This window comes from Chryseobacterium sp. S0630 (assembly GCF_024158915.1).
GTDB lineage: Bacteria > Bacteroidota > Bacteroidia > Flavobacteriales > Weeksellaceae > Chryseobacterium.
On sequence record NZ_JAMZGF010000069.1, the window covers coordinates 1 to 25,467 of the forward strand.

Genomic DNA, 25,467 nt, shown 5'->3' on the forward strand with positions numbered 1-25,467 from the left:
TCTGACACTTTATATAAAAAACCATTCTTGTTCGATAAAATTTAAATAGAATTAACAGGTCGCTCCTCCGGAGCTTTATTTTACGGCGATCTCATTTTTTCTACTAACAGTTGATCCCGATGGGATCAAATCCAGCTCCAATAGGAGCTGGCTGTTAATAGGACGTATTTATTTTAAAATTAGAGCTCCGGAGGAGCGACCTGTTAATTCATGCCATAAATATTGATATTTCCAATGTATTTATACTTTTGATCGGACGCATAAAAAAAGACTGTCCTTTTGGGACAGCCTCTTTTTTCTTATTTTTCAGCAAGTTTTTTCAGATCGCCCAGCCCCTGACTGAACATCTTGTCCATATTGCCATTCATCATCGGCTTCATAATCTTCATCATAGGAGTAAGCTCATTATCAATCATCCATGTCACTTTCGTTCCGCTTCCTTCAGGAGCCATAATGAAATTCGCTTTCATATCTCCTTCAAAAGGTTCTATAAAATGAAGTTTCGTTCCCATTTTTTGGTTGGGAACCAGTTCTGTAATGGCCTGTTCACCCTCTCCTACATTTTTATCTCCCTTCCAGTGATAGGAATCTCCTACTTTATCTCCGTTCCCTGAATAGGTAATGACAATGTTTTTATCAGCTTTGGAAAAAGGATCCCATTGGTTATATCCTTTTAGATTACCTGTATAAGCCCATACTTTTTCCTGTGGTGCATTGATAACAATAGATTTTTCATAGTGATAATCTTTACTGAAAGCCAGTATGGCAATAACAGCATAGATAAGAATCAGTACAATGATGATACCGATAATTTTTAAGAGTGTTTTCATAGTCTATATATTTAAGGTTGTTTATTTTAATGATGACTTTTAAATCTGTTCTCAAAATTAAATATTCCCACATCACTCCCTCTTTCCATATGACAAGATTAATTAAAGATAAGGTATTTTTGTCATAACTTGCCAGTAAGGCATTATTTTTGAGCGTTTCAGCTGTGATTCCCGATGAATCATTAAATTTACCTTATATAAAAAGATCAAAAAATGAATATTTTAACAGAAAAATTTAACACACCATATCATTCAGCCCCATTCAACAGTATTAAAAATGAAGATTATCTTCCTGCATTTAAAGAATTGATACAAAAATCTGAAGCAGAAATTGATGCGATTGTTAACAATCCCGAAGCTCCTACTTTCGAAAACGTAATTGAGGCCTTGGCTTATTCAGGAGAGCAGCTGGATGTGGTTTCGAATATTTTTTTCAACCTAAATTCTGCAGAGACCAGCGACGAAATCCAACAGATTGCTCAGGAAGTTTCTCCAATTTTAACAGAATATTCTTCAAAAATTTCTCAAAACGAAGCCCTTTTCAACAAAATCAAAAAAGTATATGATGAAAAGGAAAAATATAATCTCAACGAAGAGCAGGAAATGCTTTTGAATGAAACCTACAAAGGTTTTGTAAGAAGCGGAGCTTTACTGAATGAGGAAGACAAAGAAAAATTAAAGAAAATCAGCATGGATCTTTCTTTAAAATCTTTACAGTTCGGACAGAATGTATTGGCTTCCACCAATGCTTATTTTAAACATATCACCAATAAAGAAGATCTTGCAGGAATTCCTGAGGCGATCATCGATCAATATGCTGAAGAAGCGAAAGAAAGAAATCTTGAAGGCTGGGTAGTCACTTTACAGTATCCAAGCTATATTCCGTTCATGACCTATGCTGAAAACCGTGAACTGAGAAAAGAACTGGCTTTAGCCAATGGTAAAAAATCTTTCGATGGTGGAGAATTTGATAACCAGAATCTGATTAAGGAGCTTTTGAATTTAAAGCAACAAAAAGCAGAACTTATCGGATATAAAAACTATGCAGATTTCGTATTGGAAGAGAGAATGGCTAAGTCTCCGGTAAAAGTTTTAGATTTTTTAAATGAACTTCTGACCAAAGCAAAACCTTATGCTGATCAGGAAATTGAAGAATTAAAAGCTTTAGCAAAAGCTGACGGAATTGAAGAAATGCAAGGTTATGACCATGCATTCTATGCTGAAAAACTTCGTAAGGCAAAATTCGATCTTAATGATGAAGAATTGAAACCTTATTTTCCATTAAATCAGGTACAGGATGCTGTATTTGGATTGGCTGGAGAACTTTTCGGGTTGACGTTTGAAGAAAGAAACGACATTCCAAAATACCACGAAGATGTAAAAGTATATGAAGTAAAAGAAGCCTTCGACTCCGCTCAGGCTGACAGATACAAGGCATTATTATACGTTGATTATTTTCCAAGAAAAGGAAAAAGAGCCGGTGCATGGATGACCAGCTACAAAAATCAGTACAAACAAAACGGTGAAAATTCCCGCCCGCATATTTCAATTGTCTGCAACTTCAGCAAACCAACAAAAGATACGCCTAGCTTACTGACTTTCCAGGAAGTGACTACTCTATTCCACGAGTTCGGACATGCGCTTCACGGCATGATGGCAGATACTCAATATCCTACTCTTTCCGGAACTTCTGTGAAATGGGATTTTGTGGAACTTCCGTCACAGTTTCTGGAAAACTTCTGTTATGAACCGGAATTCTTAAAAACGTTTGCAAAACATTATAAGACCGGAGAAGTACTTCCTGATGAAAAAATTGAAAAAATTGAACAGTCTAAAAACTTCATGGAAGGATATCAGACTTTAAGACAACTTGGTTTCGGACTTCTGGATATGAACTATCACACAAAAGTGGCAGAACTGGAGAACGAGAGTGTAAAAGAGTTTGAAGATAAATATACCAAAGCAACCACTCTTTACCCTTCCAACGCAGAAACGGCAATGAGCCCAAGTTTCTCACATATTTTCCAGGGAGGATATTCCGCAGGATATTATTCTTACAAATGGGCGGAAGTTCTGGATGCGGATGCATTCCAGTATTTCAAAGAAAACGGAATCTTCAATCCTGAGATTGCAGCTAAATATAAAGTACTGCTTTCTTCAGGGGGAACGAAAGATCCGATGGAGCTTTACAAAAATTTCAGAGGTAGTGAACCAAAAGTAGAAAGCTTACTGAAAAGAGCATTTGGATAGAATACAGGCTGAGATGACGACAGAAAAAATTAACATGCTGGAAGCAGTTTTTAATCAATCTTTAAAAACAGTTCTTGACCATATTACTTCAGAAAAGATTGATGAAATTCTTGATAGCAGAGATTCTGCAGAGTTTTCAGATGAATGGATGAAAGCGTATCAGATGATTGAAGAAATGCCTTTTGATGAGGAAACAGAAGACAAAATAAGTGATATCCGAAAGGAAATTTTTGTTTCCACATTCAGAAGTACCGGTTCTTCAGATCTTCCGGCTTATATTTCCGATGATTTTGGTTTGATCTGCTCTTACTACATTCATCAGATTGAAAACAGCTGGGTCACCAATTTGCTTTTCACTTATCTTCATCATCAGATTCCACAAGGTGAACTGATGAAAACAGAGAAAACAATGAAAGAACTGATTCAATAAATCAGGAAAATACAATATAAAAGAACAGTGATTGCTGTTCTTTTTTGTTTTAAATTAGTCGCTCAATAATCTCATGATCTATGACCACCCAAGAACAAATCCAGGACTACATCAACAGTCAGCCGGAACTTAAGCGTAATGATATGCAGGAACTTCACAACATTATTCTGGAACTGATACCGGATTGCCAGCTGTGGTTCCTCGATGGTAAAAACGATGAGAACAAAACCGTTTCCAATCCTAATATCGGGTATGGATCGTATGTCATGCAATATGCTGGTGGAAAAACAAGAGATTTTTATCAGATTGGTATGAGTGCCAATACAACAGGCATCTCCGTTTATATCATGAATATCGGTGATAAAACCTATTTATCTGAAACCTACGGAGATAAAATAGGGAAAGCAAGCGTCACTGGGTATTGTATTAAATTCAAAGCATTGAAAGATATCAACATTGAAATCCTGAAAGCGGCCATACTGGATGGACTTAAAGAGTAAAAAGCTAAATTTGCACCTTATAAGTAAACATTCATTCTGTAATTCTAAATAATGAGTACGATAACAACAAGATTAGAAAACGTAAAAAAACTTCAGGCTAAAAGATGGGAAAATGAAGACCATTGGGATACTTTAAATGATCTGTTGATTAAAGAATTAGATGAGATTTTATTGATTGAGCCTAAAAATACAGCGGCTTTAATCAATATTGGTGCTATTTACTCGGATATGGGAGAAAATGAAATGGCGCTGGAGTATTTAAAAACGGCACTAAATTTGGGTTCTCAAGACAAAAATCTTTTTGTAAACCTCGCTATTGTGCTTGTTTATATGGAGAAACATCAGGAAGAGTATTTGGAATATCTTGAAGAAGCGGAGGATAAAACGGAAGATCCTCTCACTTTTAAAGCCTATTTCGATCCTCAGTCCCGTTAAAATTAATTCAAATAAAAACTTAGAATCATGTTATTAGCCATCTTACTTCCCTTCTTATCTTTCATGGTCCGTGGAAAAGTCTTCACCGGAATTATCTGCCTTATTTTACAAATTACGTTGATCGGATGGCTTCCAGCTGCCATTTGGGCTGTACTTTCTTTAAATAATGAAAGAGCTGAAAAACGAAACGATAAACTCATTAAAGCAATGCGGGAAAACAAACGCTAGGCACATGATCTGCAATTGAAAGTTCCATAAGTTAAGAGCCTTATTTGAATACTGTAATTCCTTTTAAGTAACCGAAAAATTGCAAGCTATGAAAGAAAATAAATACGACAATCCATCATTTTTTAACCAGTACGAAAAAATGCTTCGTTCTCAGATTGGGCTGGAAGGAGCCGGAGAATGGCATACTTTGAAAAATATGCTACCGGATTTTCAGGGTAAAAATATCCTTGATCTCGGTTGTGGTTTCGGCTGGCATTGCCGATATGCTATAGAAAATGGAGCAAAATCTGTGATTGGAATTGATCTTTCAGAAAGAATGCTGGCAAAAGCACAAGAGATCAATAATCTGGAAGGAATTCAATATGAAAGAAAAGCTCTGGAAGAAGTGGATTATCCTGCTGAAAAATTTGATCTGATACTCAGTTCACTCACGTTACATTATGTAGAATCCTTTGGTAATTTGGTACATAATATTTACAAATGGCTTACTCAGGGAGGATCTTTTATATTTTCAGTAGAGCATCCTGTTTTCACTGCGGAAGGTAGCCAGGATTGGGTATATGATAAAAATGGTGAAAAAATCAGCTGGCCGGTAGACCGTTATTTTATTGAAGGAAAAAGGAATACAACTTTCCTCGGGGAAAATGTCATTAAATATCACCGTACTTTAACTTCCTATCTGAATACTTTATTACAACACGGCTTCACCATCAAGGAAATTATCGAGCCGGAGCCAAGTCAGGAAATGTTGAAAGAAATTCCTGAAATGAAAGAAGAACTCCGCAGACCTATGATGTTATTAATCTCTGTATTGAAATAATTTTTAGAAAATCAATTTTAAAATTTAAAAAATAAAACACACCTTACTATATTGTATAACATAGTAATTAAAATAAATTATATCTTTGTATAACAAAATACATAGATATGATTATTAAAAAACTGATAACCCCACTTATTCTGCTTTCATTTGTACCCCATACAATTAATGCACAGACATTATCAAAAGGATATGAAAAGAAGATTGACAGCATTATCCAGACAGAATTCGGGAATAAAAATGAGCCTGGCGGAGTTTTTCTGATTACTCAAAACGGAAAAAATCTGTATCGAAAAGCATTTGGGAAAGCGAATCTTGAACTTAACGTCAATATGACCCCTGAGAATATTTTCCAAATTGGTTCAATGACCAAACAGTTTACTGCGGTGGCTATTCTACTGCTTGAGCAACAGGGAAAACTTAGTGTCACTGATCCTGTTTCCCAATACATCAAAGATTATCCTAACGGAGATAAGATCACCCTTCATCATCTTCTGACCCATACTTCAGGAATAAAGGACTTTACAAAAATGAAGTCAATCTCTTCCATTGCCCAAAAAGAAATGAAACCCGAAGAAATGGTGAATTTTTTCAAAAACGAACCTGTTGATTTCGCACCCGGAGAAAAGTTTGATTATAACAATTCCGGATATGTGGTATTGGGATATATTATTGAGCTTGTTTCAGGAATTTCCTATGAAGACTTTATTAAGAAAAATATCTTTTATAAAGCAGGAATGACTCATTCTTATTATGCTTCCGACAGAAAAGTTATTCCTCAAAGAGCTTATGGATATCACAAAAAGGAACAAGGATTTGTGAATAAAACAGTCATCAGTTTCAGTGTTCCATTTTCTTCCGGATCACTGATGTCTACAGCAGATGATATGCAGAAATGGCAGCAGGCTTTAAATCAAAATTTAATATTGGATTTAAAGGAAACTCAAAAAGCCTTTCAGAAATATAAACTGAATAATGGTGAAGAATTTACTTATGGCTACGGATGGCATTTGAAAGATATCAATGGAATTCCTGACCGTGAGCATGGAGGAAGTGTCTTCGGATTTAAAAGTATGGGAGTTTACATTCCTGCTGAAGATGTTTATGTGATTGGGCTCAGCAACTGCGACTGCCACTCTCCTACTGAGGTGACCAAAAATATGGCAAAAGCTACTTTACAGGAAATGAAAACCTCATCAAAGAAACCCTGATTTTCATTTTCGATGTCTCATTTCAGGAAGAACATGATTTGGAACTTTGAAAACACAGATCATCACAAAAATCAGACAAAAAATATTAATCAGTAATGCAACGGAAAAAGCTTCGTGATAATACTCTACAGAAGGCTTTACTCCCAAAACATAATAGAAAACACTTCCTACAGCAACAATTCCGACTATAGCAGCAATCTGCTGAAAAGTATTGTAAACACCGGAAGCATTTCCAATCAGTTTTTCAGACATTCCAGACATCGCTATGTTAGCCAGTGAAGGAATGACGGATCCTATTCCCAATCCATGCAGAAACAACAGCAGACAGAAAACCGTAAAATTAGTCTGTACCCTGAATAAAAACAACTGAACAATAAGAACTATAATGATAAAACTAAGTCCTGCTATCAGGGCTTTTTTGCCATATTTTAAAATCAGTTTTACGGAAATGAATGACGCAAAGATAAAACCCAATCCCTGAAAACCGATAATCTCTCCCGCTGCTAACGGGCTGATCTTTAATCCGTCCTGAAAAAAGAGTGACAAAATATAAAAGTAGGAATCAAGCATGATAAAAAAGAATGACACCGCTATAATCCCGAGATTGAAATTTTTAAAACGGAACAACTCAAAATCAATCAGATAAGCATGTTCCTTTTGGATTTTTTTCTTCTGATTTTTAATAAAAGTGAATAAAATTCCGGCCGAAACCATCACTAATGAAACATTTTTGAAATGCAGTCCATCATGCTCAGATAGGGTTAAAGCATAAGTAGCACAGAACAATCCTGCAGAAAGAATTAAAACGCCGCCTGCATCAAAGGGTTGTTTCACAGGAATTTTAGATTCGTCCAATAGCTTCAGGGTAAGGAAAATTGCTGGTAAACCTATAGGAATATTCATTAGAAAAATAAGTCTCCATGGCTCTTCCATTACTGTAAGGGATGAAAAATAGCCGCCAAGAAACTGTCCCAAAACAGTTCCTATACCAATGGTAATTCCGTACCAGCCCATTGCTTTGGTGCGCTCCCTATGGTCAGAAAACAGGATCTGTATCATTGAAAGTACCTGAGGAGCCATCATTGCCGCACTTATTCCCTGCACAAATCTTGAAATAACCAACTGACCTGCTCCTACAGAAATCCCGCAGGCAACAGAGCTTATCATAAAAGCTAATAATCCAATCACATACATTTTTTTTCTTCCGTACAAATCTCCAAGTCTTCCTCCGGTAATCAGTAAAGATGCAAATCCAATAAGATAAGCCGCAATCATAAACTGCATTTCTCCGTGAGAAGCATGAAGATCACGCTGTATGGATGGTATGGATACATTGATGATAAAAATATCCATAATCGTCAACAACTGACCAAACAATACAACCATTAATTTCAAATACTTACGTTCCATTTTTATATAGATATATCTATTTTTTAATATTCAAAAAAATTAGGGTAATAAACCCTGTACCATTTTTTTCACCTGATCAAAAGAATCATTTTGTCTGTTGATGGTAGAGGTGACAACTGCTCCTTCTATTAAAAGGAAAATATTTTCTGCTATTAAACCGGGATCAGCTATTTGACCTTTTGTAGCACATTCATTAACAAGGGTCTTGATCAAATCTTTTTGTTTTTCTTTATGCTGTTTGGCAAAACCGGAAACAGAAGGATTGCCCTCTCCTATTTCAGAGACAATTTTAATGAAATGACATCCTGCAAACTTTGAAGTCTGCTGCAGCTTTTTTCTGTAATCAATAAGCGCAAGAATCTTTTCTTTTGGATCTGAAATTCTGGATGTGCTGTTTTCAAATCCTTCAAACCACTGAATTTCTTCTTTGATAAGATAAGCCTGAAGAAGATCATTCTTAGATGAAAAGTGATTGTACAAAGAACCAATCGCAATATCAGCTTCCGCAATAATCTGATTGATTCCCGTAGAATTGTATCCTTGCTTATAAAACAAATCTGAGGCAACCCTGATAATTCTTTCGCGTACTTTTTCCTTTTTCATCTTGAAAATTTTTACAAATGTAAATAAAAAAATAGATAAGTCTATCTATTTTTAAAATTGAGATAAAAACTCTATTTTAGATTCTGTAAATCATTCCCTCGTTTAAACTCTGAAATCATGAAACTGTTATCCTGTTTTTTGACTTTTTTATTGCTAATAGGCATATCTTGCACACAGTCGCAGAAAACCAATCCTGTAAAAAATATGAAATCTACCAATCCTGTTGTCTACTTTGAAATTCCTGTGAATGATCTTGAACGTGCTGAAAAGTTTTATTCTGCAGTTTTCAACTTTAGTTTTGATAAAGAGATTATAGACAGCTATGAGATGGCTTTGTTTCCTTTTGAAGAGAAAAACAGTGGCATCACGGGAGCTTTGGCTAAAGGAGAAGTTTACAAACCTTCTAAAAACGGAGTGATCATTTATTTTAAAACAGAGAATATTGATCAGACATTAGAAAAAGCTGTTCAGCATGGAGGTTCTGTTCTTTACCCTAAAAGGATAGACGAAAAATATGGATTTGCCGTAGCAGAATTTGAAGACTCAGAAGGAAACAGAATAGCATTGCATGAAACGGTAAAATAGCCATCCCATTCACTGCATATTATTTTTTTTAATACAGTTGACGCATATTTTGTATATTTAAACAACCATTTGAAATCTAATTGGGTAAATAATTATGGCGGAAGAACTTTATTTCATCAAGACCAATCCAACTGTTGCCAAAATTAATTTGTACAATAAGCTGAGCCGTGAAGAAGAAAATATTTTAAAATTTCTTCAGCCTGAAGCGAAAAATACCCTTGAAACGATTAAAGAAAAAATAAAGGATTCCGTTGAAGAACTTACACAGGAAGAACTTCTGCTTATTTTTCAATGGTTTCATAAAGTATACTCTTCAGATCACGAGGAAACCAAAACACAGCTTTTCATCAATGGTATTGATCTTTTTTATGAAATTCCGACAAACGTTCATGCCGAAAATTTTCTTCAGATTCTTTCAGATTATGAAAAACTGCTGAAACAGGATATGAATTATATTGTGGATTCTAAAAACTTCAATCAGTTTCTGATCTACGGAATATTTCTGACAGAAATAATCAACAGAAAACAGCATCCTGATAATATACTCTGTGAATATCTGAAACCGGATAACCAGTCTTTATACCTTCTGGCAGAAGACCAATGTGGTTTGAAAGATTTTGATCCTGCAATCATCCCGGATCTTCAGCATTATTTTACAGATCTGTATGACCTGACCAAATTTTACAAAGGACCTATCATCAAGCTGGAACAGGAATAGATTTTTTTTGCATTCATGTAACATCTTGCCTTCAATAATTGTCTTCTATACATAACCGTATGAAAACCGCTGCTCAAAATGCAGCAATTATAATTATTGAACCAGGATAAAAACTATAACACAGCCAACAGTCTTCTTTACGATGCAGAACTGTTGGCTTTTTTATGAACCTGCCTGACTGCCATAAAATAGTATAGCATACCTCCTGCAGAATAAGCCAGCACATCAAAAAAATCTGCAGTGAAACGGGATGATATTCTAGGGCATAATATTTCAAATAAAAAAGAAAGGTACAGGATTGAAGTCAGTACAAATTTAAAATCAGGTTTCCATTGATAGCCCAGCACTCCATTCATGATATATTCTATCAGATAGCAATACATGGGAACCGTAATACAATCTGTGAAATGATTGTTGATTACGGGAATTACAATTCCTTTTCTTCTCAGCAGAATAATAATTGCCCAGGCAGACAGTCCCAGCAGAAACCAAAAGGAAATTCTTTTTTTCATCACATATGCAAAACAGCCATTATCACCCCAAGAATCACCTGCAATATTTTTGATATAACTTCCTGAGGATCTGTTTTACTTTCTTGATCAGTATTTTCTGCTGATTCATAATTGAATTTTGGTTTACCTTCCATTGTCATAAGATTTGATACTGCAAAGATATCAAATTAGAACAATTGTTCTAATTTTAAAAATATGATTTATATCCACTATGATATTCTTATCTTTGGGTTATGAAGACAAAGGATAAAATTCTGTCTAAAGCACTGGAATTATTTAATGATAAAGGGTATAACAATATTACCACAAGACATATTGCGGCTGAACTTCATATCAGTGCGGGAAACCTGCATTATCATTTCAAGCACTCAGAAGACATCATCACAATCCTTTTCTCAGAGCTTACCCTGGAAATGGATGAGCTGCTGAACCAGATGAAAAAAAAAGAAAATAAAAGTCTTGAAGATCTTTATCAGTTTACCTATTCTACCTGTGAAATTTTTTATTCTTACCGTTTTATATTTATCAATTTTATAGATATTCTGAATCGGAATCCTGACATCCAAGCCCATTATGAAGGGATTAATTTCAGCAGAAAAGAGGAATTTCAAATGATCTTTTCAGATCTTCAGAAGAACAATATATTTCAGAAAGATGTACCTCATTTTATTATAGATGGTCTTGTTGAGCAGATTTTCATCATTGCCGACAACTGGCTTACCCATAACAGACTTATTTTGAAACTCAATCCAAAAGAAGCCATTCAGCATTATACACTGTTACAAATGAATCTTTTCTATCCACTTCTCAATAAAGAACAGCAAAAATTTTATGAACAGCAATACATCAGATAATCATATCATCCTCAGAAAAGGAATTTACGATGATCTTCCGACAATGCTGCAGCTGTTTACTGCAACAATAGATGAGGTGTGTAAAAGAGACTATGATCTTCAACAACTTGAAGCCTGGAAATCCGGTGCAGAAAATGAGGAAAGATGGATAAAAGTAATCAGAGATCAATATGTTGTGATAGCCGAAATAAAGAATAAAATAGCAGGTTTCTGTACACTCGATCAGGGAAATTATATTGATCTGCTTTTTGTACACAAAGATTTTCAGCACAGAGGAATTGCAACCCTGCTTTATCAACAGATTGAAAAAGAAGCTTTATTGAATAAGAAGAAAGAGCTTACTGCAGATGTAAGCAAAACAGCCAGATCATTTTTTGAAAAATCTGGTTTTAAGGTTGTCCAGGAGCAGACTGTCAACGTAAAAGGAGTTTCCATGACCAATTATAAAATGGTAAAAAACCTCATCTATTAACTTTCAGGATTATGGAATTACGTTCAGAATATAACGAGTACAGAATTTCAGTTCCACAGGAATTTGAAAATGTATTTACTCATTTCTATTTTGCTGAAAATACTTCTGAATCCTCAATAACTAAGACCCTTCTCCCTACTTATCAGACCATTCTCTTATTTTGTTTTGGAGAAAATGCTACCATGTCTACCCGGGAAAAGACCATCATAAATGTAGATAAATGTATGGTGTTCGGGCCAGTGAGACAAGCTTTTGAATACACACTTCCCGCTGGCTGCTCTATCCTGGTTGCTAATTTTAAAGATGATGCGTTTTTTCGATTTTTTGGAAAAATATCCATTGAACAATTGGTAAGGCATCCGGATGAATTGCTGGAAGAAAACTGCTTTACAGACCTTTGGCATCAGCTTACCCGATTAAATTCAGTCACAGAACAGGTGAATCATATTCTTGAGTTCTGTGAACCTTATCTGCAGGACTGGGATATTACCAGCCAGCTTTTGAGCAGTTTTGAGAACGATCTTTTAAATCCCGTTAAAGTCATTGCAGAGCAGACTCAACAGACGGAAAGAAACATACAGCGGAAACAGAAAGAACAGTTTGGATATTCCTTAAAAGAGCTAACCCGTTACAACCGTTTTTTAAAAGCAATACAACTCATCGAAAAAGAAACTGAAAAACAAAATCAGGTCAAATGGTTTACTATCATTGATGAATGCGGTTACTATGATCAGAGCCAGCTTATCCATGATTTTAAGCATTTTATCAACATTTCACCGTCTCAGTATTTAAAGTTCCAGCAGGAGATCTGCAACCCAAAATCAAAATAATCTGTTTCGTTTTCTTACAATTTTTGAAAGGTACGTCGTACTACTTTTGTCTCATTAATCTTAACAATCAAAACAATGAGACATTTAATCATTTACGCGCACCCCAATGAAAACAGTTTAAATCATCATCTTTTAAACTCTGTTGTGGAAACCCTTCAATCTCACAACGAGGAAATTATCGTGAGAGATCTTTACAAAATCGGTTTCGATCCTGTTCTTTCTTTGAATGATATGCAGGGACAACGGATGGGAAAAGTATCAGATGATGTAAAAAACGAACAGGATCATATTTCGTGGGCAGAACAGATTACTTTTATTTATCCTATCTGGTGGACAGGTCTTCCCGCTATGATGAAAGGATATATAGACCGCGTTTTCAGTTATGGTTTTGCTTACCGCTATGATCAGGGTATACAGAAAGGGCTTCTGAAAGATAAAAAAGCTGTCATCATCAACACCCATGGAAAATCTCATGATGAATATGAAAAAATGGGAATGGATAAAGCGCTTACCCTAACTTCCGACCATGGCATTTTCATCTACTCCGGACTGGAAATTATCAGACATTTATTTTTTGACAAAGCAGATAAAGCTTCTCCCGAAGATTTGGAAAACTGGAAAGATCAGATTAAAAATTTATACACTGAACATGTATTCAATTAGGTGGCTATATACCTTAAATTATTAATTTTTTTCCATGAAACCGCAAACTGAAAACCGGAAGATCCTCCCTGTTTTTCGGACTTCTTATAAAATAGCAAAGAAAATAATAAAATACAGTTTTTACATCTTTATCCTGTATTTTATTTTTAAGGGATTTATGGCATGAAATTAGCTTCAAAAACCGCAAGTAAAATTGTTTTGAACCATTATTTTAAGCCATTAAGATTGATGGATGGTTAAGTTTTTCTTTTAAAACAAATCTTGTTATAACCCTACAATGCGTCTTAATGGTTTAAATATTGGATCTTCAGGAAACTCCTGTATATTTGCATCACAATGAAACATCTGAACAGTATATTACGTCTTCCATTCTTCAGTGAATATTATACACCGAGCTATCGTTCGGGAAGACTTTCTATATCTGTAATCCAATAAAATAATCTAACGTATATATAGAGCCCGGACAGTACCTGTCCGGGCTTTTTTCATTTTAAAACTATTCAAACATGATTCATCCATTACAAGAAAATGTGGCTATCATCCTGCCTGAAAACGGTTTGGAAGAAAAATTGGCTCAAGCCGAAAAAGAAAACAGAAAACTTTCCATCAAACTGGGATTTGATCCTACCGCTCCGGATCTGCATCTGGGACATGCAGTCGTCTTAAAAAAACTGAAACAGTTTCAGGATCTGGGCCATCAGATCATTATAGTCGTAGGAAGCTTTACGGCAAGAATTGGCGATCCCACCGGAAAAAATAAAGCCAGAAAACCTTTAAGCGCTGAAGATGTTCAGCATAATGCCCAGACTTATATCAACCAGCTTTCCAGGGTAATTGATGTACAGAAGACAAAGATTGTTTTCAATTCTGACTGGCTGGACACATTGAACTTTTCTGAGGTCATCCAACTGCTTTCAAAAGTGACTGTTGCCCAATTGATGCACCGCAATGATTTCAATAAAAGATTCACAGAAAATACACCTATTGCCATGCATGAACTGGTTTACCCGATTCTTCAGGGTTTTGATTCTGTAAAAATAGAGTGTGATATTGAAATGGGTGGCACGGATCAGCTCTTCAACTGTACCATGGGAAGGCAGCTCCAGGAAGTACATCAAATGCCGGCTCAGATTGTGATGTGTATGCCTCTACTGAGAGGTCTTGACGGAAAGGAAAAAATGAGTAAATCCCTGAACAATATTATTGGATTGACGGACGAACCTAATGAAATGTTTGGAAAAACCATGTCTATTCCGGATGCTTTGATTGAAGAATTTATCAACCTGACTACCGATTTTTCTATTGAAGAAAAAACAACGCTTCTTTCAAGAATACAAGAAGGGGAAAACCCAATGAATATTAAGAAGCTGATTGCTAAAAATATCATCAGTCAATACCACGATACTGCTTCGGCTCAAAGTGCGGAACAGTTTTTCATCAACCAATTTCAGAATAAAAATTTTCAAGAGAAAGTATACGAACCTGTTGCGATCAGTTCATTGAAAAGTATGGAGAACAACATATCACTTGTAGAGCTTTGTCATCAGCTTAAAAAAGACCTCAGCAAATCTGCCATCAGAAGATTAATTGAGGATGGAGGAGTTCAGATCAATACAATCAAAATAACGGACTCAAATGAAGAAATGGAGCTGATTCCTCAAACGAAAATAAAAATCGGGAAAAGGGGCTTTTTTGAGCTAGTATAAGGATGGAAGATAGGAGCTGGAGGATGGAAGTTTTTCAGACGATGAACTTATTGAGTTTTTTGATAGAGACATTTTTTTTAATATTGATTTGAATACAGAGGCTTTAAGGCGGGAGGATGGGAGCAGGAGGAGGGAAGTTTTTTTAGACGATGAACTTATTGAGTTTTTTGATTGGGACATTTTTTTTAATATTGATTTGAATACAGAGGCTTTAAGGCGGGAGGATGGGAGCTGGAGGAGGGAAGTTTTTCAGACGATGAACTTATTGAGTTTTTTGATAGAGACATTTTTTTTAATATTGATTTGAATACAGAGACATTAAGGCGGGAGGATGGGAGCAGGAGGAGGGAAGTTTTTTCAGACGATGAACTTATTGAGTTCTTTGATAGAGACATTTTTTTTAATATTGATCTGAATACAGAGACGTTAAGGATGGAGAATGGGAGCAGGAGGAGGGAAGTTTTTTCAGACGATGAACTTATTGAGTTTTTTGATTGGGACATTTTTTTAAATATTCATTGATTTAAAAACACACAAGTTCTTTATAAAACAAAAAGTAACTTCCAGCTTCCCTCCTCCCTCTTCCATCTCTCAGCTTATTTCAATATCTTCGTTCCGCTAAAAACTATTTCCAATGAGCTACATCATGGTTGACATAGAGTCGGACGGCCCGATTCCCGGTGATTTTTCAATGATCTGCTTCGGAGCAGTACTCGTGAATGAGGAACTGGATACTACTTTTTATGGAAAATTAAAGCCTGTTTCTGAGAGATTTAATCCTGATGCGTTAGCAATTTCCGGTTTCAGCAGAGAAGAAACAATGAGTTTTGACGATCCTGAAGCTGTAATGCTTGCTTTTGAAGAATGGATTACAACCCATTCCAAAGGCAGACCTATTTTCGTCAGTGATAATAATGGTTTCGACTGGATGTTTATCTGCTGGTATTTTCATCATTTTATCGGAAGGAATCCTTTTGGCTTTTCTTCCCGACGACTTTCTGATCTATACTGCGGACTGGAAAAAGATACTTTTGCCCAATGGAAACATCTCCGCAAGACGGAACACACGCACAATCCGGTAGATGATGCCAGAGGAAATGCAGAAGTTTTGCTGTACATGAAAGAAGAAATGGGACTGAAAATTGCATTAAAGTAAAAACTCTAATTTTTGAATATGAATCCTGACCTGCATTATAAACAAGCTGATGAAACTGATATTGATTTTCTTCTCAATCTCAGAATGAAAACCATGAATCCTCATTATGAAACTTCAGGACTTTCTACTGACAGAGAAACGACCCTGCAAAGAGTTCTGTATCAGTTTGAAAAAGCTAATATTATTTTTTTAAATGATAAGCCCATCGGACTGTTAAAAGTAGACAGAACGTTTACGAATATTGAGGTTCTGCAACTTCAGATAGATCCCAGCCAGCAAGGTAAAGGGCTTGGAAAAAGGATTTTGTCTGATATTTTAGAGGAAGCTTCTTTAGCAGGAAAAACAGTCTCATTAAGTGTTTTAAAAACCAATAAGGCTCAGCATCTTTATAAAAGTCTTGGGTTCAGAATTGTGGATGAAGATCAGTATTCTTATTTTATGGAAACGGAAAGGCAATAGATGTTTTTTTTAAGTTTTGGCTAAAGCCGTTGGAATCTAAATCTATTTCTTAAACGGGCTAAAGCCCGTTTCTATTGAATAGGGACAATGCTAAAATCAATCTTATCATTCTATTTTTTTTGATTTAAACACAAATCTCACAAATAAATGAGCACAAATGATCACAATTATCTGCGAGATCTGAGAATATGAGATTGCTTCACTACGTTCGCAATGACGGGTTATTGGTTTGCCATCGTTACGTAGATCAGTCTTCCGCCTTCTTCTGAGGAAAGCAATATTTTTTTACCATCGGTGAGTTCAACCATAGAACCTGGTGGAATTTCTTTTTGTTCTGTGACATCCTTCATACCGGATAATCCCTGATTCACCAATACCCATTTCCCCTGATGGAATGTAAAATATCCCACAGGCATTTTATCCTGCATCGTCAGGTTTTCGTTACGTATCACTTTTCTGGAAACATGCCATTTGAACAGATACTGATTATGATACACCATTAATCTGTGATTTTCCGGCTTCCATACCTCATCATCAAACCTGAAATACAGATCTAATACCGGAAGTGTTCCCTGATGAGGTGTTCCGCAGAACGGGCATTTTGGATTGCTGGTATTATCAAAGACATACCATTTTTCTGTACAGCCGGAATTCTGGCAAGGCTGGATCAGATCTACGGTTTTCAGCAATGCGGTTTCCCACTCATTGGCCGTGGGACGTCTGATAGGATCGTGTAATCCGTCAATGAATGTTTTTCTGAACAATTCTGAAATATATGGACCTGTAACGGTATACGGGATTTTTTGAGGATCGCCCCAGAATGCATCCCATTTTCTGAGATGATCTGATTTTACATGGTTGGAATTATTTTCCGGATGTTCTACAAACATCGCTTTTTCTCCCATGGATAAAATTTCGTCCTGTTCAGAATCTAAATCCCAGATTTTTCCTCCACGCAGCGGATGTCTTCTCAACAGATACATATAAATCAGAACAGCAAGGGCATGCAGATCTGTTTTTTGATTGGGTAAATGTCTTTCAGGATCCTGAAGCTTCAAATGTTGGGTTTTTAAAACTTCGGGCGCAATGAAGTCTGCAGTTCCTATCACTTCCGGTGGAAAGAGTTTGGGAACCACAAGACCGTCAATATCGATGATACAGGCAGATTTTGTCACAGGATCTACCAGAATATTGTTATAAGACAAATCGGAGTGTGCCAACCCCATCTGATGGAGCTTTTTCACGCCTCTGCTGATATTAACCGCAATCTGGAAATAGCTCAGCCAATCTCCCAATTCTGACTGATCCAATCTCAACGGATATTGCTGATTTCTGAACATGGGAGCGGTAAACCACTTCCCCACTTTATCCTGTCCCTGGATGTTATCTGAACCAATATAGCCTTTAGCAAAATAAAATTTATGGTGATAAACAGGAACTACAATTCCTGTGAGTTTATTTCTTTCAACGATATCATAAGGCCATCTGAATATTTCGTTCAGAAAATATTCAGAAGTATTACCACTCTGTATACTTTGCAGATAGGTAGAAACAATTCTCATGATTCTTTCCTTCTGTCCTTCATCCAGTGGATTTCGGTAGAAAGCGACTACATAGTCTTTATCGGGCGAAAAATAAACATCTTTCACTCCGCCCCTGATAGGGTTTTCATCTACATATTCATAGGATTTGGCTGCATCCAGAACAGAAACAACTTTAATGGTCTTTTTCATGGTATTAATAGATTATGGCCAATGTACGATCATCATGATTTCCTCTGCTCCAGAAATCGCTCCAGATTAAAAGTTCTTCATCAATTTTTTCATCGTTGATAAAATCGGCTTTCGTCCGGTCATCATTATTTCCGGCAAGGTCTTCAAAAAGTGCTTTCCAACTTTCTGTATCTTCCAGTTTATTTTCTGTGGTAAATTTAGGATCATAAATACCGTCTGTCATCAGCACCAGATAGGAAAAATCCTCGACACAGGTAATTTGGAAACGGGAAACCATTCTATCATTAAAAATTTCTTTCATAGTGATAAATCGGGTACCACCACCAAATTCTCCCACATCCATCCGGTTTAACAATTTTACTTCAGAAAAGTCTGTATTAATCAGATTGATCGGACAGTCACCCACTCCAAAACTCAGAATAATATATCCGAAACTGAACTTTTTAAGCAAAGTAAAAATAAGTGTGGCATGCAGATCATTCATAGAAAGAGCATTTTCTACTGCTGTTTTTTCTAATGTGTGATGAACATGTGAAACACTTTCCGATAAAATATTGATGATATTCTGTTTCGCTTCAAGCTGTTCCTGATCAGAAGGCTGAGTAGTGTACAGAATATTGATATGATTTTCAATCTGTTTTAAAATTTCCTGTGAGTTGAAAAACTGATTGATCGTTGTGGTTGCCAGTCTTGAACCTTCTCTGGCTGCCTTTGCTGAACCTGCTCCATCTGAAACAGAAATAATATTCCAACCTTCAGGAAGCGTATTTACTGCGAAATCATCTTCACGAAATTTGCCTTCATGAGCGTGAGAACGTCCTCTTTTGGAAGCTACAACAATTTTTTTTTCCGAAAAAGAACCTTTGTATGAGTCTTCTTCCGATTTATAAAAAGCAGCGTTTATATCACTTGGAATATTTTTCCATAAGTCTTTGGGATCTGCGTTGACAAATAGCTGTATTTTTTTGGTTTCAAGCTGATTCTGATCATGAGTATGATAAAACTGAACATCCAGATGGTACATATTATTCGTCACCGGAGTTCCTGAGATTGTATTATTTTCAAAACTTAGCCCTGTTTCGTGCAGGTTTCCGATATCCTGAATCTTAATATTGGGAAACTCTTCCATATCGAAACTGAATTCATAGAACTGTTTGGCACTGGCATTTTTCAACACCCAATGAACGTCTTTGAATTCTTCCTTTTCTTTAAAAACAATAGCCTGTTCCATACTTTTTGGTTTGGATTCATCAGCTGACTTCCTGAAAAATTTCCCCATCATTAGCCCAGCGTTCTGTTAATATCAAATCCTCCTCCGGAAAATCCATAATAATCGGAAGTTCCACACCATGGACATTTGCTGTATCCTTCTCCCCTAAGGCAGTGAATACCTCCGCACGAACAGGTAGCTAATGCAATCGGGTTAGCACAGTGAGGACATGAAGTTCCTCCGTCCAGTTCTTCGATATTGATTTTAAGGTGCGTTTTCTGATTGGAGGAAAGTCTGTAATAGGCCTTTTCGTCAATTTTATAAGCTCCGTCCAATCTGTAATATCTTGTAGCCATGCCTGGTATACTTGATTCGGCAAATGCTTTTTTAAATTTCATCAGATAAAGCTTTTCCGTTTCCTGACATTTTCCGTTCAGTACGACAAAGTTATTATCAGGAAATCTCTGTTCCATTTCCGGATCTACTTTCTCCAGAATAAGGGAATCAATTTTAGACAAATTAATTCCTTCTTTTTTTGCTTCTGTTACACTCTGGCTGGTAGTTTTAATAGAATCAGTTACCCATTTGAAAAACTCTTTATAAGAATTTTCGTCAGAATTATTGAACAGTAAAACATTGTCTGCCAGAGAACCGAGAAGCTTATAATTGGTATTTTCTCCTATAGATACGGCAATGGTGTTAGATTTTCCGTTGTATTTGGTATTCCATCTTTCAATGGCTTTAGTGGCATCATCAGTGGGAACTCCGTCTGTAAAAAGGAAGACGATAGGCTTCCAGTCTCCTTTTCTTTCATACGTTGTTTTCACAATATCCCTGTCGATACAATCCATCACTTTAATTAATCCCTGAGAAAGTGATGTCCCGCTTCCAATAGGAATTTTAGGTGGATAAAAACTGATAATATCCTGCATCGGAGTAATCACTTCAGCTTCTCCTGCAAAACCTATCACAGAAATATAAACGGTTTCGAGTGAATAAGGATCTTTTTTTAATTCCCTTATGATATTGGCGATACCTTCCTGTACCTGCTCAATAGGTTCTCCTACCATAGATTCGGAGATATCTACTAAAAAATAAATAGGCAGTCTTCTCATGGTGTAAAGACAATTTTTTAAATAATAATATTAAGCTCCGATGGTGGCGGAGGTAATGTGATATTTTCTCCTGTATTCTGTGATTGCCCTCCCTGAGTAATGGAAGAACTCACCCATTTGAAAAAAGAAGAAAGGGTAATGGCATCGGTAGTATCCAGTTTTACTACATGATCGGTCAGTTCTTTCAAAAATTGCTCATCTGCTTTCGGGCCTGCCGCACATCCTACGATAGCCCCAAATTCCAGTCCTCTGATTACAGGAATCATCTGCCTGTACTTCTGAATATCCGACGGTTTTCCATCTGTAAATATAAACAGTAACGGCTGCCAGTCTCCTTTTGCATCGGCCGATTCTTTCACAATCTCCCTCTGAACCAGTTCAGAAACCATTTCCAAAGCAGCTCCTGTATGCGTTGGGCCACTATCCGGACAAGTAATCTCCATTGGATAAAAACTTGCCAGATCTGTTAAGGGTATAATATTCTTAACATCTCTATCAAAGGTAATGACACTTAAATGCAAGCTGTCCATCGCCTGCGGATCTGCACGAAGCATACTGATAAGGCCGTTGAAACCATTGTTCAGTGCCTGAATAGGTTCTCCGTTCATAGACCCCGAAGTATCTAATAAAAAATAAGCTAATAATCTCCTGCTCATTATAGACAAGTATTAATTCTGAAGCCGGCGGAGGGAGTCGGAGACTTCCAAGCCGGCTTATATTTGAGTTGAAAAAAATTTAAATTTTAGTTGGAATAAGCGTACTGCTGTCTCAGAATATCTATAAAGTTATCTGTATTATGCGGTTCTCCCACAGCACGGAATTTCCAGTCGCCATTGTGACGGTATGCTTCTGCAAAAACCATTGCACATTTACCATTCATACTTGAATCGCCGGAAAGGCTGTATTTTGTAATTTCTTTTCCTGAAGCATCTACCGCACGGATAAATGCATTTTCGATCATTCCGAAATGCTGATTATTGGTTCTTCCCTGATAAATGGTAACAATGAACACAATCTTCTGATAGCTCTGATCCAATTGATCCAGTCTTACAATGATCTGCTCATCATCTCCATCACCTGCTCCGGTTCTGTTATCTCCGGTAAGCCATACATTTCCGCTTGGATGCTGCATAGAATTGAAGAAAACCACATCTCCCTGGTAAAGCCCCATTTGTCTTCCGTCATTGGTCTGTACCGTTCTTCCAAGATTAGCTACTTTTCCGTTGCCATCTAAAAGAAATGCTACTGCATCAAGATCATATTCTGCTTCCTTGCTGAACAGTTTACCGAAGAATCCGCTGCTTTGTTTTCTTACATCCCATCCTAAACCGATGGTTACTTTTGAAAGATCATAAACGCTTTCTCCGCGGTCATTCTTTCTTAAATCTATTGTTTGTCCTTTCTGTAAATTAATTGCCATAGTTATAGTTTTTGTGTATTTGAGGATTTATTTGATGATTTGTCCTTTGTAGTATTTTTCAAGGAAGAAGCCTAAATCTGCTCTGTATCCTATTCCTGAAGCTTCAAATTTCCAGCTTCCGTTTCTTTTGTACAGTCTTCCGAATTCTACTCCGGTTTCAATAGAGAAATCTTCATCCAGTTCATATTTTGCAATCTCCTGGTTGGAATGATTGTCTACTACTCTGATATAAGAGTTTCGTACCTGTCCGAAATTCTGTCTTCTTCTTTCAAAGTCTTCAATGGTTACCACGAAAAGAATCTCTTCCACTCTTGAGTCTACTTTATCAAGATCTATAATAATAGCTTCATCATCGTCACCATCACTGTTTTTACCACTCGGGTCATCTCCTGTATGGGTAAGCGCTCCATCCGGAGAATTCAGGTTATTGTAAAAAACGAAGTATTCTTCGCTTACTAATTTTCTGTCAGAATCAATCATGATTGCAGAAGCATCCAGGTCAAAGTCGTAGCCGGTTCCTTCATTCGGATCCCAGCCTAATCCAATCGTCATTTTCGTCAATCCTATCTCGATCTTTTGTCCTTTCTGTAGATTAATTGCCATAGTGTTTTATATTATGATTATTTTTTGCATTAAGATAGAAGTGATTTACGAATTGACCAAATTTATTGATAAAAAAATGTTCCATACCGCTTAATTTTAAACTCTTTAAGTCACAAAATGGCTATAAAAAAAGGTCCAATTAAAAAATTGAACCTTGTATAGTATAAATGTATGTTGAATTAATTCTCAAATTCTTTATCTGAAACAGCATTGTTTCTTGCTTTTGCGAGCATAGGAATAGAAATTAATCCCATCACCAGCATAATCACAATCTGCAGCGGTAAAGAAATAAAGGAATAGGTAAGCCCCATTTCACCTCCGAAATCTGCACTTTTTCCTACTGAAATGAATAGCGCCATAAAACCATACTTCATCGCAAGGTTATATGCTCCGATTCCTCCACTGGCAGGAATAATCATTCCCAGTGTTCCCACTACAATAATGAAAAATCCGTCTGCAAAGGTAAATGCTGAGGTTTCAGGAAGAGCAAAACATACCAGGTAAGCTGCTAAATAATAACAAATCCAGATTCCTAATGTATAAAGAATGAATTTCCCTTTTTCTTTTAATTTAAAGATGGAAGTGATCCCTTGAAAAATACCATCAATAAAGTTGACTACTTTCCCTAAAAACGGAACTTCCGCCAGTTTCTTTCTAAATACAAAAAATAAGACTGTTCCTACAACCAGAATGGAAAGGATCAATATTATTTTAGTAGGGTTGATATTGACTCCAGAATTTTTATAGAATGACAGAATTGCATCATATTTGAACAATAATGTCAGTCCTAAAAATCCCATCATACAAATAAGATCCACCACTCTTTCCAAAATGATAGTCCCAAAAGATTTATCCACAGGTACTTTCTCCACTCCATATAAAGCAGTAGCTCTTGCCACTTCACCACTTCTAGGAATGGTAAGATTCATCAGATAACCAAATGATATGGACCAAAGTGCATTGGAATTTGAAATTCTGTGTCCCATAGGTTCCAGCATAAGATTCCAACGGATCGCCCTGAACCAGTAAGCCAAAAGACCAAATACGGAAGCAAATAATACCCAGATATAGTTAGCCTTTGCCAGTGACTTCTGAATGACTTTAAAATCCAGCCCTCTTAAGGCAAGCCATAAAAAAAAGCCTGCAAAAGCAAGCGATATTACTATTGTTAGTATGGATTTTACCGGACTTTTTGATGTTTTCTCCATGTACTACGTAAGAAGATTTGTTTTTTCATCCGGGAAAACGATCTTAGGCTGGAAGTCTTTTGCTTCCTCCGGAGTCATCTGAGCATAAGCAATAATAATGATGATATCATCTTTTTGTACTTTTCTTGCCGCAGGACCATTCAGACATACTTCTCCTGATTTTCTTTTTCCTTTGATAACGTAGGTATCAAAACGTTCTCCGTTATTCACATTGACGATATAGACCCTTTCTCCCACTACCAGACCGGCAGCTTCTATAAGATCTTCATCGATCGTTATACTCCCTATATAATTAAGGTCAGAGGCAGTTACTCTCACCCTATGAATCTTAGACTTGAAAACTTCTATTAACATCCTGCAAATTTATTAATAAAAATTAATAAAACAGGTCTTTATTATCATTTTAAAACTCCCACAAACACAGGGGTTTAATTTCACAAAACATAAGAAATTTAAAAATTACTTATAGATTTAACAATCATATGGTCAAAAAATTAATTGTTTATACACAATTTAGGATTTAATAAATACGAAAAATAATATTAACTTTTTGCTAAAGTCAATACACATAAGCATTTGGCATGATTTTAGTAACCTGTAACGTAGATTTTCTGTGAAAAGTGGAATTATCATATTTTAACTGATTTCAGTGAAAAGCAAAAAAATTTTACAAGTTTTAATAAAAAAATTGCACAATTAGAAAATAGTACTATATTTGCTATAATTACGAACTAACTTTAATATTAAAAATTATGAACAAGTCTGAATTAATCGACGCAATCGCAAAAGATGCAGGTATCACTAAAGTTGCAGCAAAAGCTGCTTTAGAATCTTTCATTGGTAACGTTACAACTACTTTAAAGAAAAAAGACGGAAAAGTTTCTTTAGTAGGTTTCGGTACTTTCTCAGTAGCTGAGAGAGCGGCTAGACAAGGTATTAACCCTGCAACTAAAAAACCAATCAAAATTGCTGCTAAAAAAGTTGCTAAATTCAAAGCTGGAGCTGATTTATCAAATGCAGTTTCAGGTGCTAAGAAAAAATAATCATTCAGATTACAAAAATTCAAGGGCTGTTTCTTAGAAGCAGCCTTTTTTTATTTCCAATGGTGATAGAAAATTAAACCATTAAGAAGATTTAAGAGGGTAAGAATTATTAAGTTTTGGCTGAAGCCCCTATCATTATGCATCATAAAATAAGCGGGCTTTAATCCGCTTCTATTGATAGTGGAAACCTATGATCTATTTGAAAAAATAGTCATTCAATAGGAACGGGCTTTAGCCCGTTTAAAAATAAATATCAATTCCCACGGCTTTAGCCAAAACTTAAAAGGTAGTATAATACAGCATATGTTGTCATTATTCTGGTCAAACTAAATAAGTTTTGGCTAAAGCCCCTATCATTATGTATCATAAAATAAGCGGGCTAAAACCCGCTTCTATTGATAGTGGAAACCTATGATCTATTTGAAAAAATAGTCATTCAATAGGAACGGGCTTTAGCCCGTTT

31 protein-coding genes are annotated in these 25,467 nt (G+C 36.1%); 18 read left to right on the plus strand and 13 right to left on the minus strand.

All coding sequences use genetic code 11. The features are described from left to right. Window positions 1–299 precede the first annotated feature (299 nt). Window positions 300–830, minus strand: coding sequence for an SRPBCC family protein (locus NK356_RS21065; RefSeq protein ID WP_034698988.1), 531 nt, complete (start codon window positions 828–830; stop codon window positions 300–302). A 213-nt stretch (window positions 831–1,043) separates the two neighbouring features. Between NK356_RS21065 and NK356_RS21070 the strand changes: the two genes are divergently transcribed. The 7 genes from NK356_RS21070 to NK356_RS21100 all read left to right on the plus strand — a co-directional run bounded on the left by NK356_RS21070 (window position 1,044) and on the right by NK356_RS21100 (window position 6,704). Further along, a complete protein-coding gene (locus NK356_RS21070) occupies window positions 1,044–3,080 on the plus strand; it encodes a M3 family metallopeptidase (RefSeq protein WP_253317982.1) in 2,037 nt (678 codons plus the stop codon). Between the two features lie 13 nt (window positions 3,081–3,093). Next, on the plus strand, window positions 3,094–3,510 hold the full coding sequence (locus NK356_RS21075) for a hypothetical protein (RefSeq protein WP_034698985.1): 417 nt from the start codon (window positions 3,094–3,096) through the stop codon (window positions 3,508–3,510). Window positions 3,511–3,590: 80 nt separating this feature from the next. Beyond that, a complete protein-coding gene (locus tag NK356_RS21080) occupies window positions 3,591–4,010 on the plus strand; it encodes a DUF1801 domain-containing protein (protein WP_253317983.1) in 420 nt (139 codons plus the stop codon). A gap of 51 nt (window positions 4,011–4,061) precedes the next feature. After that, a complete protein-coding gene (locus tag NK356_RS21085) occupies window positions 4,062–4,445 on the plus strand; it encodes a tetratricopeptide repeat protein (protein WP_034698981.1) in 384 nt (127 codons plus the stop codon). A gap of 27 nt (window positions 4,446–4,472) precedes the next feature. After that, window positions 4,473–4,673: a YqaE/Pmp3 family membrane protein gene (locus NK356_RS21090; RefSeq protein WP_202971504.1), complete on the plus strand. Its 201-nt coding sequence runs from the start codon at window positions 4,473–4,475 to the stop codon at window positions 4,671–4,673. Between the two features lie 88 nt (window positions 4,674–4,761). Further along, entirely contained in the window at window positions 4,762–5,493 is a 732-nt protein-coding gene (locus NK356_RS21095) for a class I SAM-dependent methyltransferase (protein ID WP_253317984.1), read from the plus strand. A 107-nt stretch (window positions 5,494–5,600) separates the two neighbouring features. Continuing rightward, a complete protein-coding gene (locus tag NK356_RS21100) occupies window positions 5,601–6,704 on the plus strand; it encodes a serine hydrolase (protein WP_253317985.1) in 1,104 nt (367 codons plus the stop codon). 3 nt (window positions 6,705–6,707) lie between these two features. Here NK356_RS21100 and NK356_RS21105 read toward each other — a convergent pair whose 3' ends face one another. Next, the gene (locus tag NK356_RS21105; protein ID WP_034698973.1) at window positions 6,708–8,114 is read right to left on the minus strand and encodes an MFS transporter; all 1,407 of its coding nucleotides are present in this window, start codon (window positions 8,112–8,114) and stop codon (window positions 6,708–6,710) included. A gap of 39 nt (window positions 8,115–8,153) precedes the next feature. Next, window positions 8,154–8,717, minus strand: coding sequence for a TetR/AcrR family transcriptional regulator (locus NK356_RS21110; RefSeq protein ID WP_034698971.1), 564 nt, complete (start codon window positions 8,715–8,717; stop codon window positions 8,154–8,156). A 204-nt stretch (window positions 8,718–8,921) separates the two neighbouring features. Between NK356_RS21110 and NK356_RS21115 the strand changes: the two genes are divergently transcribed. Both NK356_RS21115 and NK356_RS21120 read left to right on the plus strand, forming a co-directional pair. Continuing rightward, the gene (locus NK356_RS21115; protein WP_034698969.1) at window positions 8,922–9,302 is read left to right on the plus strand and encodes a VOC family protein; all 381 of its coding nucleotides are present in this window, start codon (window positions 8,922–8,924) and stop codon (window positions 9,300–9,302) included. Window positions 9,303–9,396: 94 nt separating this feature from the next. After that, window positions 9,397–10,020, plus strand: a complete 624-nt coding sequence (locus tag NK356_RS21120) for a hypothetical protein (RefSeq protein WP_034698966.1) — start codon at window positions 9,397–9,399, stop codon at window positions 10,018–10,020. Window positions 10,021–10,157: 137 nt separating this feature from the next. Here the strand turns inward: NK356_RS21120 and NK356_RS21125 are convergent, their stop codons facing one another. Beyond that, a complete protein-coding gene (locus NK356_RS21125; protein ID WP_034698963.1) occupies window positions 10,158–10,532 on the minus strand; it encodes a hypothetical protein in 375 nt (124 codons plus the stop codon). Next, complete coding sequence (locus tag NK356_RS24190; protein WP_301288022.1) at window positions 10,532–10,666, minus strand: hypothetical protein; 135 nt, start codon at window positions 10,664–10,666, stop codon at window positions 10,532–10,534. Before NK356_RS24190 ends, NK356_RS21125 begins: the two co-directional genes overlap by 1 nt. A gap of 99 nt (window positions 10,667–10,765) precedes the next feature. On the opposite strand from NK356_RS24190, the gene NK356_RS21130 reads away from it, so the two are divergent. The 8 genes from NK356_RS21130 to NK356_RS21165 all read left to right on the plus strand — a co-directional run bounded on the left by NK356_RS21130 (window position 10,766) and on the right by NK356_RS21165 (window position 16,672). After that, window positions 10,766–11,386, plus strand: a complete 621-nt coding sequence (locus NK356_RS21130) for a TetR/AcrR family transcriptional regulator (protein WP_253317986.1) — start codon at window positions 10,766–10,768, stop codon at window positions 11,384–11,386. Then, the gene (locus NK356_RS21135; RefSeq protein ID WP_253317987.1) at window positions 11,364–11,858 is read left to right on the plus strand and encodes a GNAT family N-acetyltransferase; all 495 of its coding nucleotides are present in this window, start codon (window positions 11,364–11,366) and stop codon (window positions 11,856–11,858) included. Before NK356_RS21130 ends, NK356_RS21135 begins: the two co-directional genes overlap by 23 nt. 11 nt (window positions 11,859–11,869) lie before the next feature. Next, window positions 11,870–12,688 (plus strand): AraC family transcriptional regulator, encoded by an 819-nt coding sequence (locus NK356_RS21140; RefSeq protein ID WP_253317988.1) that lies wholly within the window; start codon window positions 11,870–11,872, stop codon window positions 12,686–12,688. Window positions 12,689–12,763: 75 nt separating this feature from the next. Further along, complete coding sequence (locus NK356_RS21145; RefSeq protein WP_253317989.1) at window positions 12,764–13,351, plus strand: NAD(P)H-dependent oxidoreductase; 588 nt, start codon at window positions 12,764–12,766, stop codon at window positions 13,349–13,351. 506 nt (window positions 13,352–13,857) lie between these two features. Further along, the gene (tyrS, locus tag NK356_RS21150; protein ID WP_034698951.1) at window positions 13,858–15,057 is read left to right on the plus strand and encodes a tyrosine--tRNA ligase; all 1,200 of its coding nucleotides are present in this window, start codon (window positions 13,858–13,860) and stop codon (window positions 15,055–15,057) included. Between the two features lie 303 nt (window positions 15,058–15,360). Continuing rightward, complete coding sequence (locus NK356_RS21155; protein ID WP_253317990.1) at window positions 15,361–15,579, plus strand: hypothetical protein; 219 nt, start codon at window positions 15,361–15,363, stop codon at window positions 15,577–15,579. Between the two features lie 112 nt (window positions 15,580–15,691). Next, window positions 15,692–16,213 carry a 3'-5' exoribonuclease gene (locus tag NK356_RS21160; RefSeq protein WP_253317991.1) on the plus strand — a complete coding sequence of 174 codons (522 nt, stop codon included), beginning with the start codon at window positions 15,692–15,694 and terminating at the stop codon, window positions 16,211–16,213. An 18-nt stretch (window positions 16,214–16,231) separates the two neighbouring features. Further along, window positions 16,232–16,672: an N-acetyltransferase gene (locus NK356_RS21165; protein ID WP_034698943.1), complete on the plus strand. Its 441-nt coding sequence runs from the start codon at window positions 16,232–16,234 to the stop codon at window positions 16,670–16,672. A gap of 221 nt (window positions 16,673–16,893) precedes the next feature. Here the strand turns inward: NK356_RS21165 and NK356_RS21170 are convergent, their stop codons facing one another. The 8 genes from NK356_RS21170 to panD form a co-directional block, all read right to left on the minus strand. Continuing rightward, window positions 16,894–18,405 (minus strand): helix-hairpin-helix domain-containing protein, encoded by a 1,512-nt coding sequence (locus NK356_RS21170; protein ID WP_034698941.1) that lies wholly within the window; start codon window positions 18,403–18,405, stop codon window positions 16,894–16,896. 4 nt (window positions 18,406–18,409) lie between these two features. Continuing rightward, entirely contained in the window at window positions 18,410–19,687 is a 1,278-nt protein-coding gene (locus tag NK356_RS21175; protein WP_253317992.1) for a PP2C family serine/threonine-protein phosphatase, read from the minus strand. Further along, window positions 19,687–20,730 carry a TerY-C metal binding domain-containing protein gene (locus tag NK356_RS21180; protein WP_034698939.1) on the minus strand — a complete coding sequence of 348 codons (1,044 nt, stop codon included), beginning with the start codon at window positions 20,728–20,730 and terminating at the stop codon, window positions 19,687–19,689. The genes NK356_RS21175 and NK356_RS21180 overlap by 1 nt, the downstream gene beginning before the upstream one ends. A gap of 17 nt (window positions 20,731–20,747) precedes the next feature. Beyond that, entirely contained in the window at window positions 20,748–21,386 is a 639-nt protein-coding gene (locus NK356_RS21185; RefSeq protein WP_034698937.1) for a VWA domain-containing protein, read from the minus strand. Between the two features lie 86 nt (window positions 21,387–21,472). Next, entirely contained in the window at window positions 21,473–22,150 is a 678-nt protein-coding gene (locus tag NK356_RS21190) for a TerD family protein (protein ID WP_034698935.1), read from the minus strand. A gap of 27 nt (window positions 22,151–22,177) precedes the next feature. Next, window positions 22,178–22,753 carry a TerD family protein gene (locus NK356_RS21195; RefSeq protein WP_034698933.1) on the minus strand — a complete coding sequence of 192 codons (576 nt, stop codon included), beginning with the start codon at window positions 22,751–22,753 and terminating at the stop codon, window positions 22,178–22,180. 179 nt (window positions 22,754–22,932) lie between these two features. Then, window positions 22,933–23,961 carry a lysylphosphatidylglycerol synthase transmembrane domain-containing protein gene (locus NK356_RS21200; protein WP_034698931.1) on the minus strand — a complete coding sequence of 343 codons (1,029 nt, stop codon included), beginning with the start codon at window positions 23,959–23,961 and terminating at the stop codon, window positions 22,933–22,935. 3 nt (window positions 23,962–23,964) lie between these two features. Next, complete coding sequence (gene panD, locus NK356_RS21205; protein WP_002976902.1) at window positions 23,965–24,315, minus strand: aspartate 1-decarboxylase; 351 nt, start codon at window positions 24,313–24,315, stop codon at window positions 23,965–23,967. A 398-nt stretch (window positions 24,316–24,713) separates the two neighbouring features. Here panD and NK356_RS21210 point away from each other — a divergent pair, with 398 nt between their 5' ends. Beyond that, window positions 24,714–25,004: an HU family DNA-binding protein gene (locus NK356_RS21210; RefSeq protein WP_002976900.1), complete on the plus strand. Its 291-nt coding sequence runs from the start codon at window positions 24,714–24,716 to the stop codon at window positions 25,002–25,004. Window positions 25,005–25,467 lie beyond the last annotated feature (463 nt).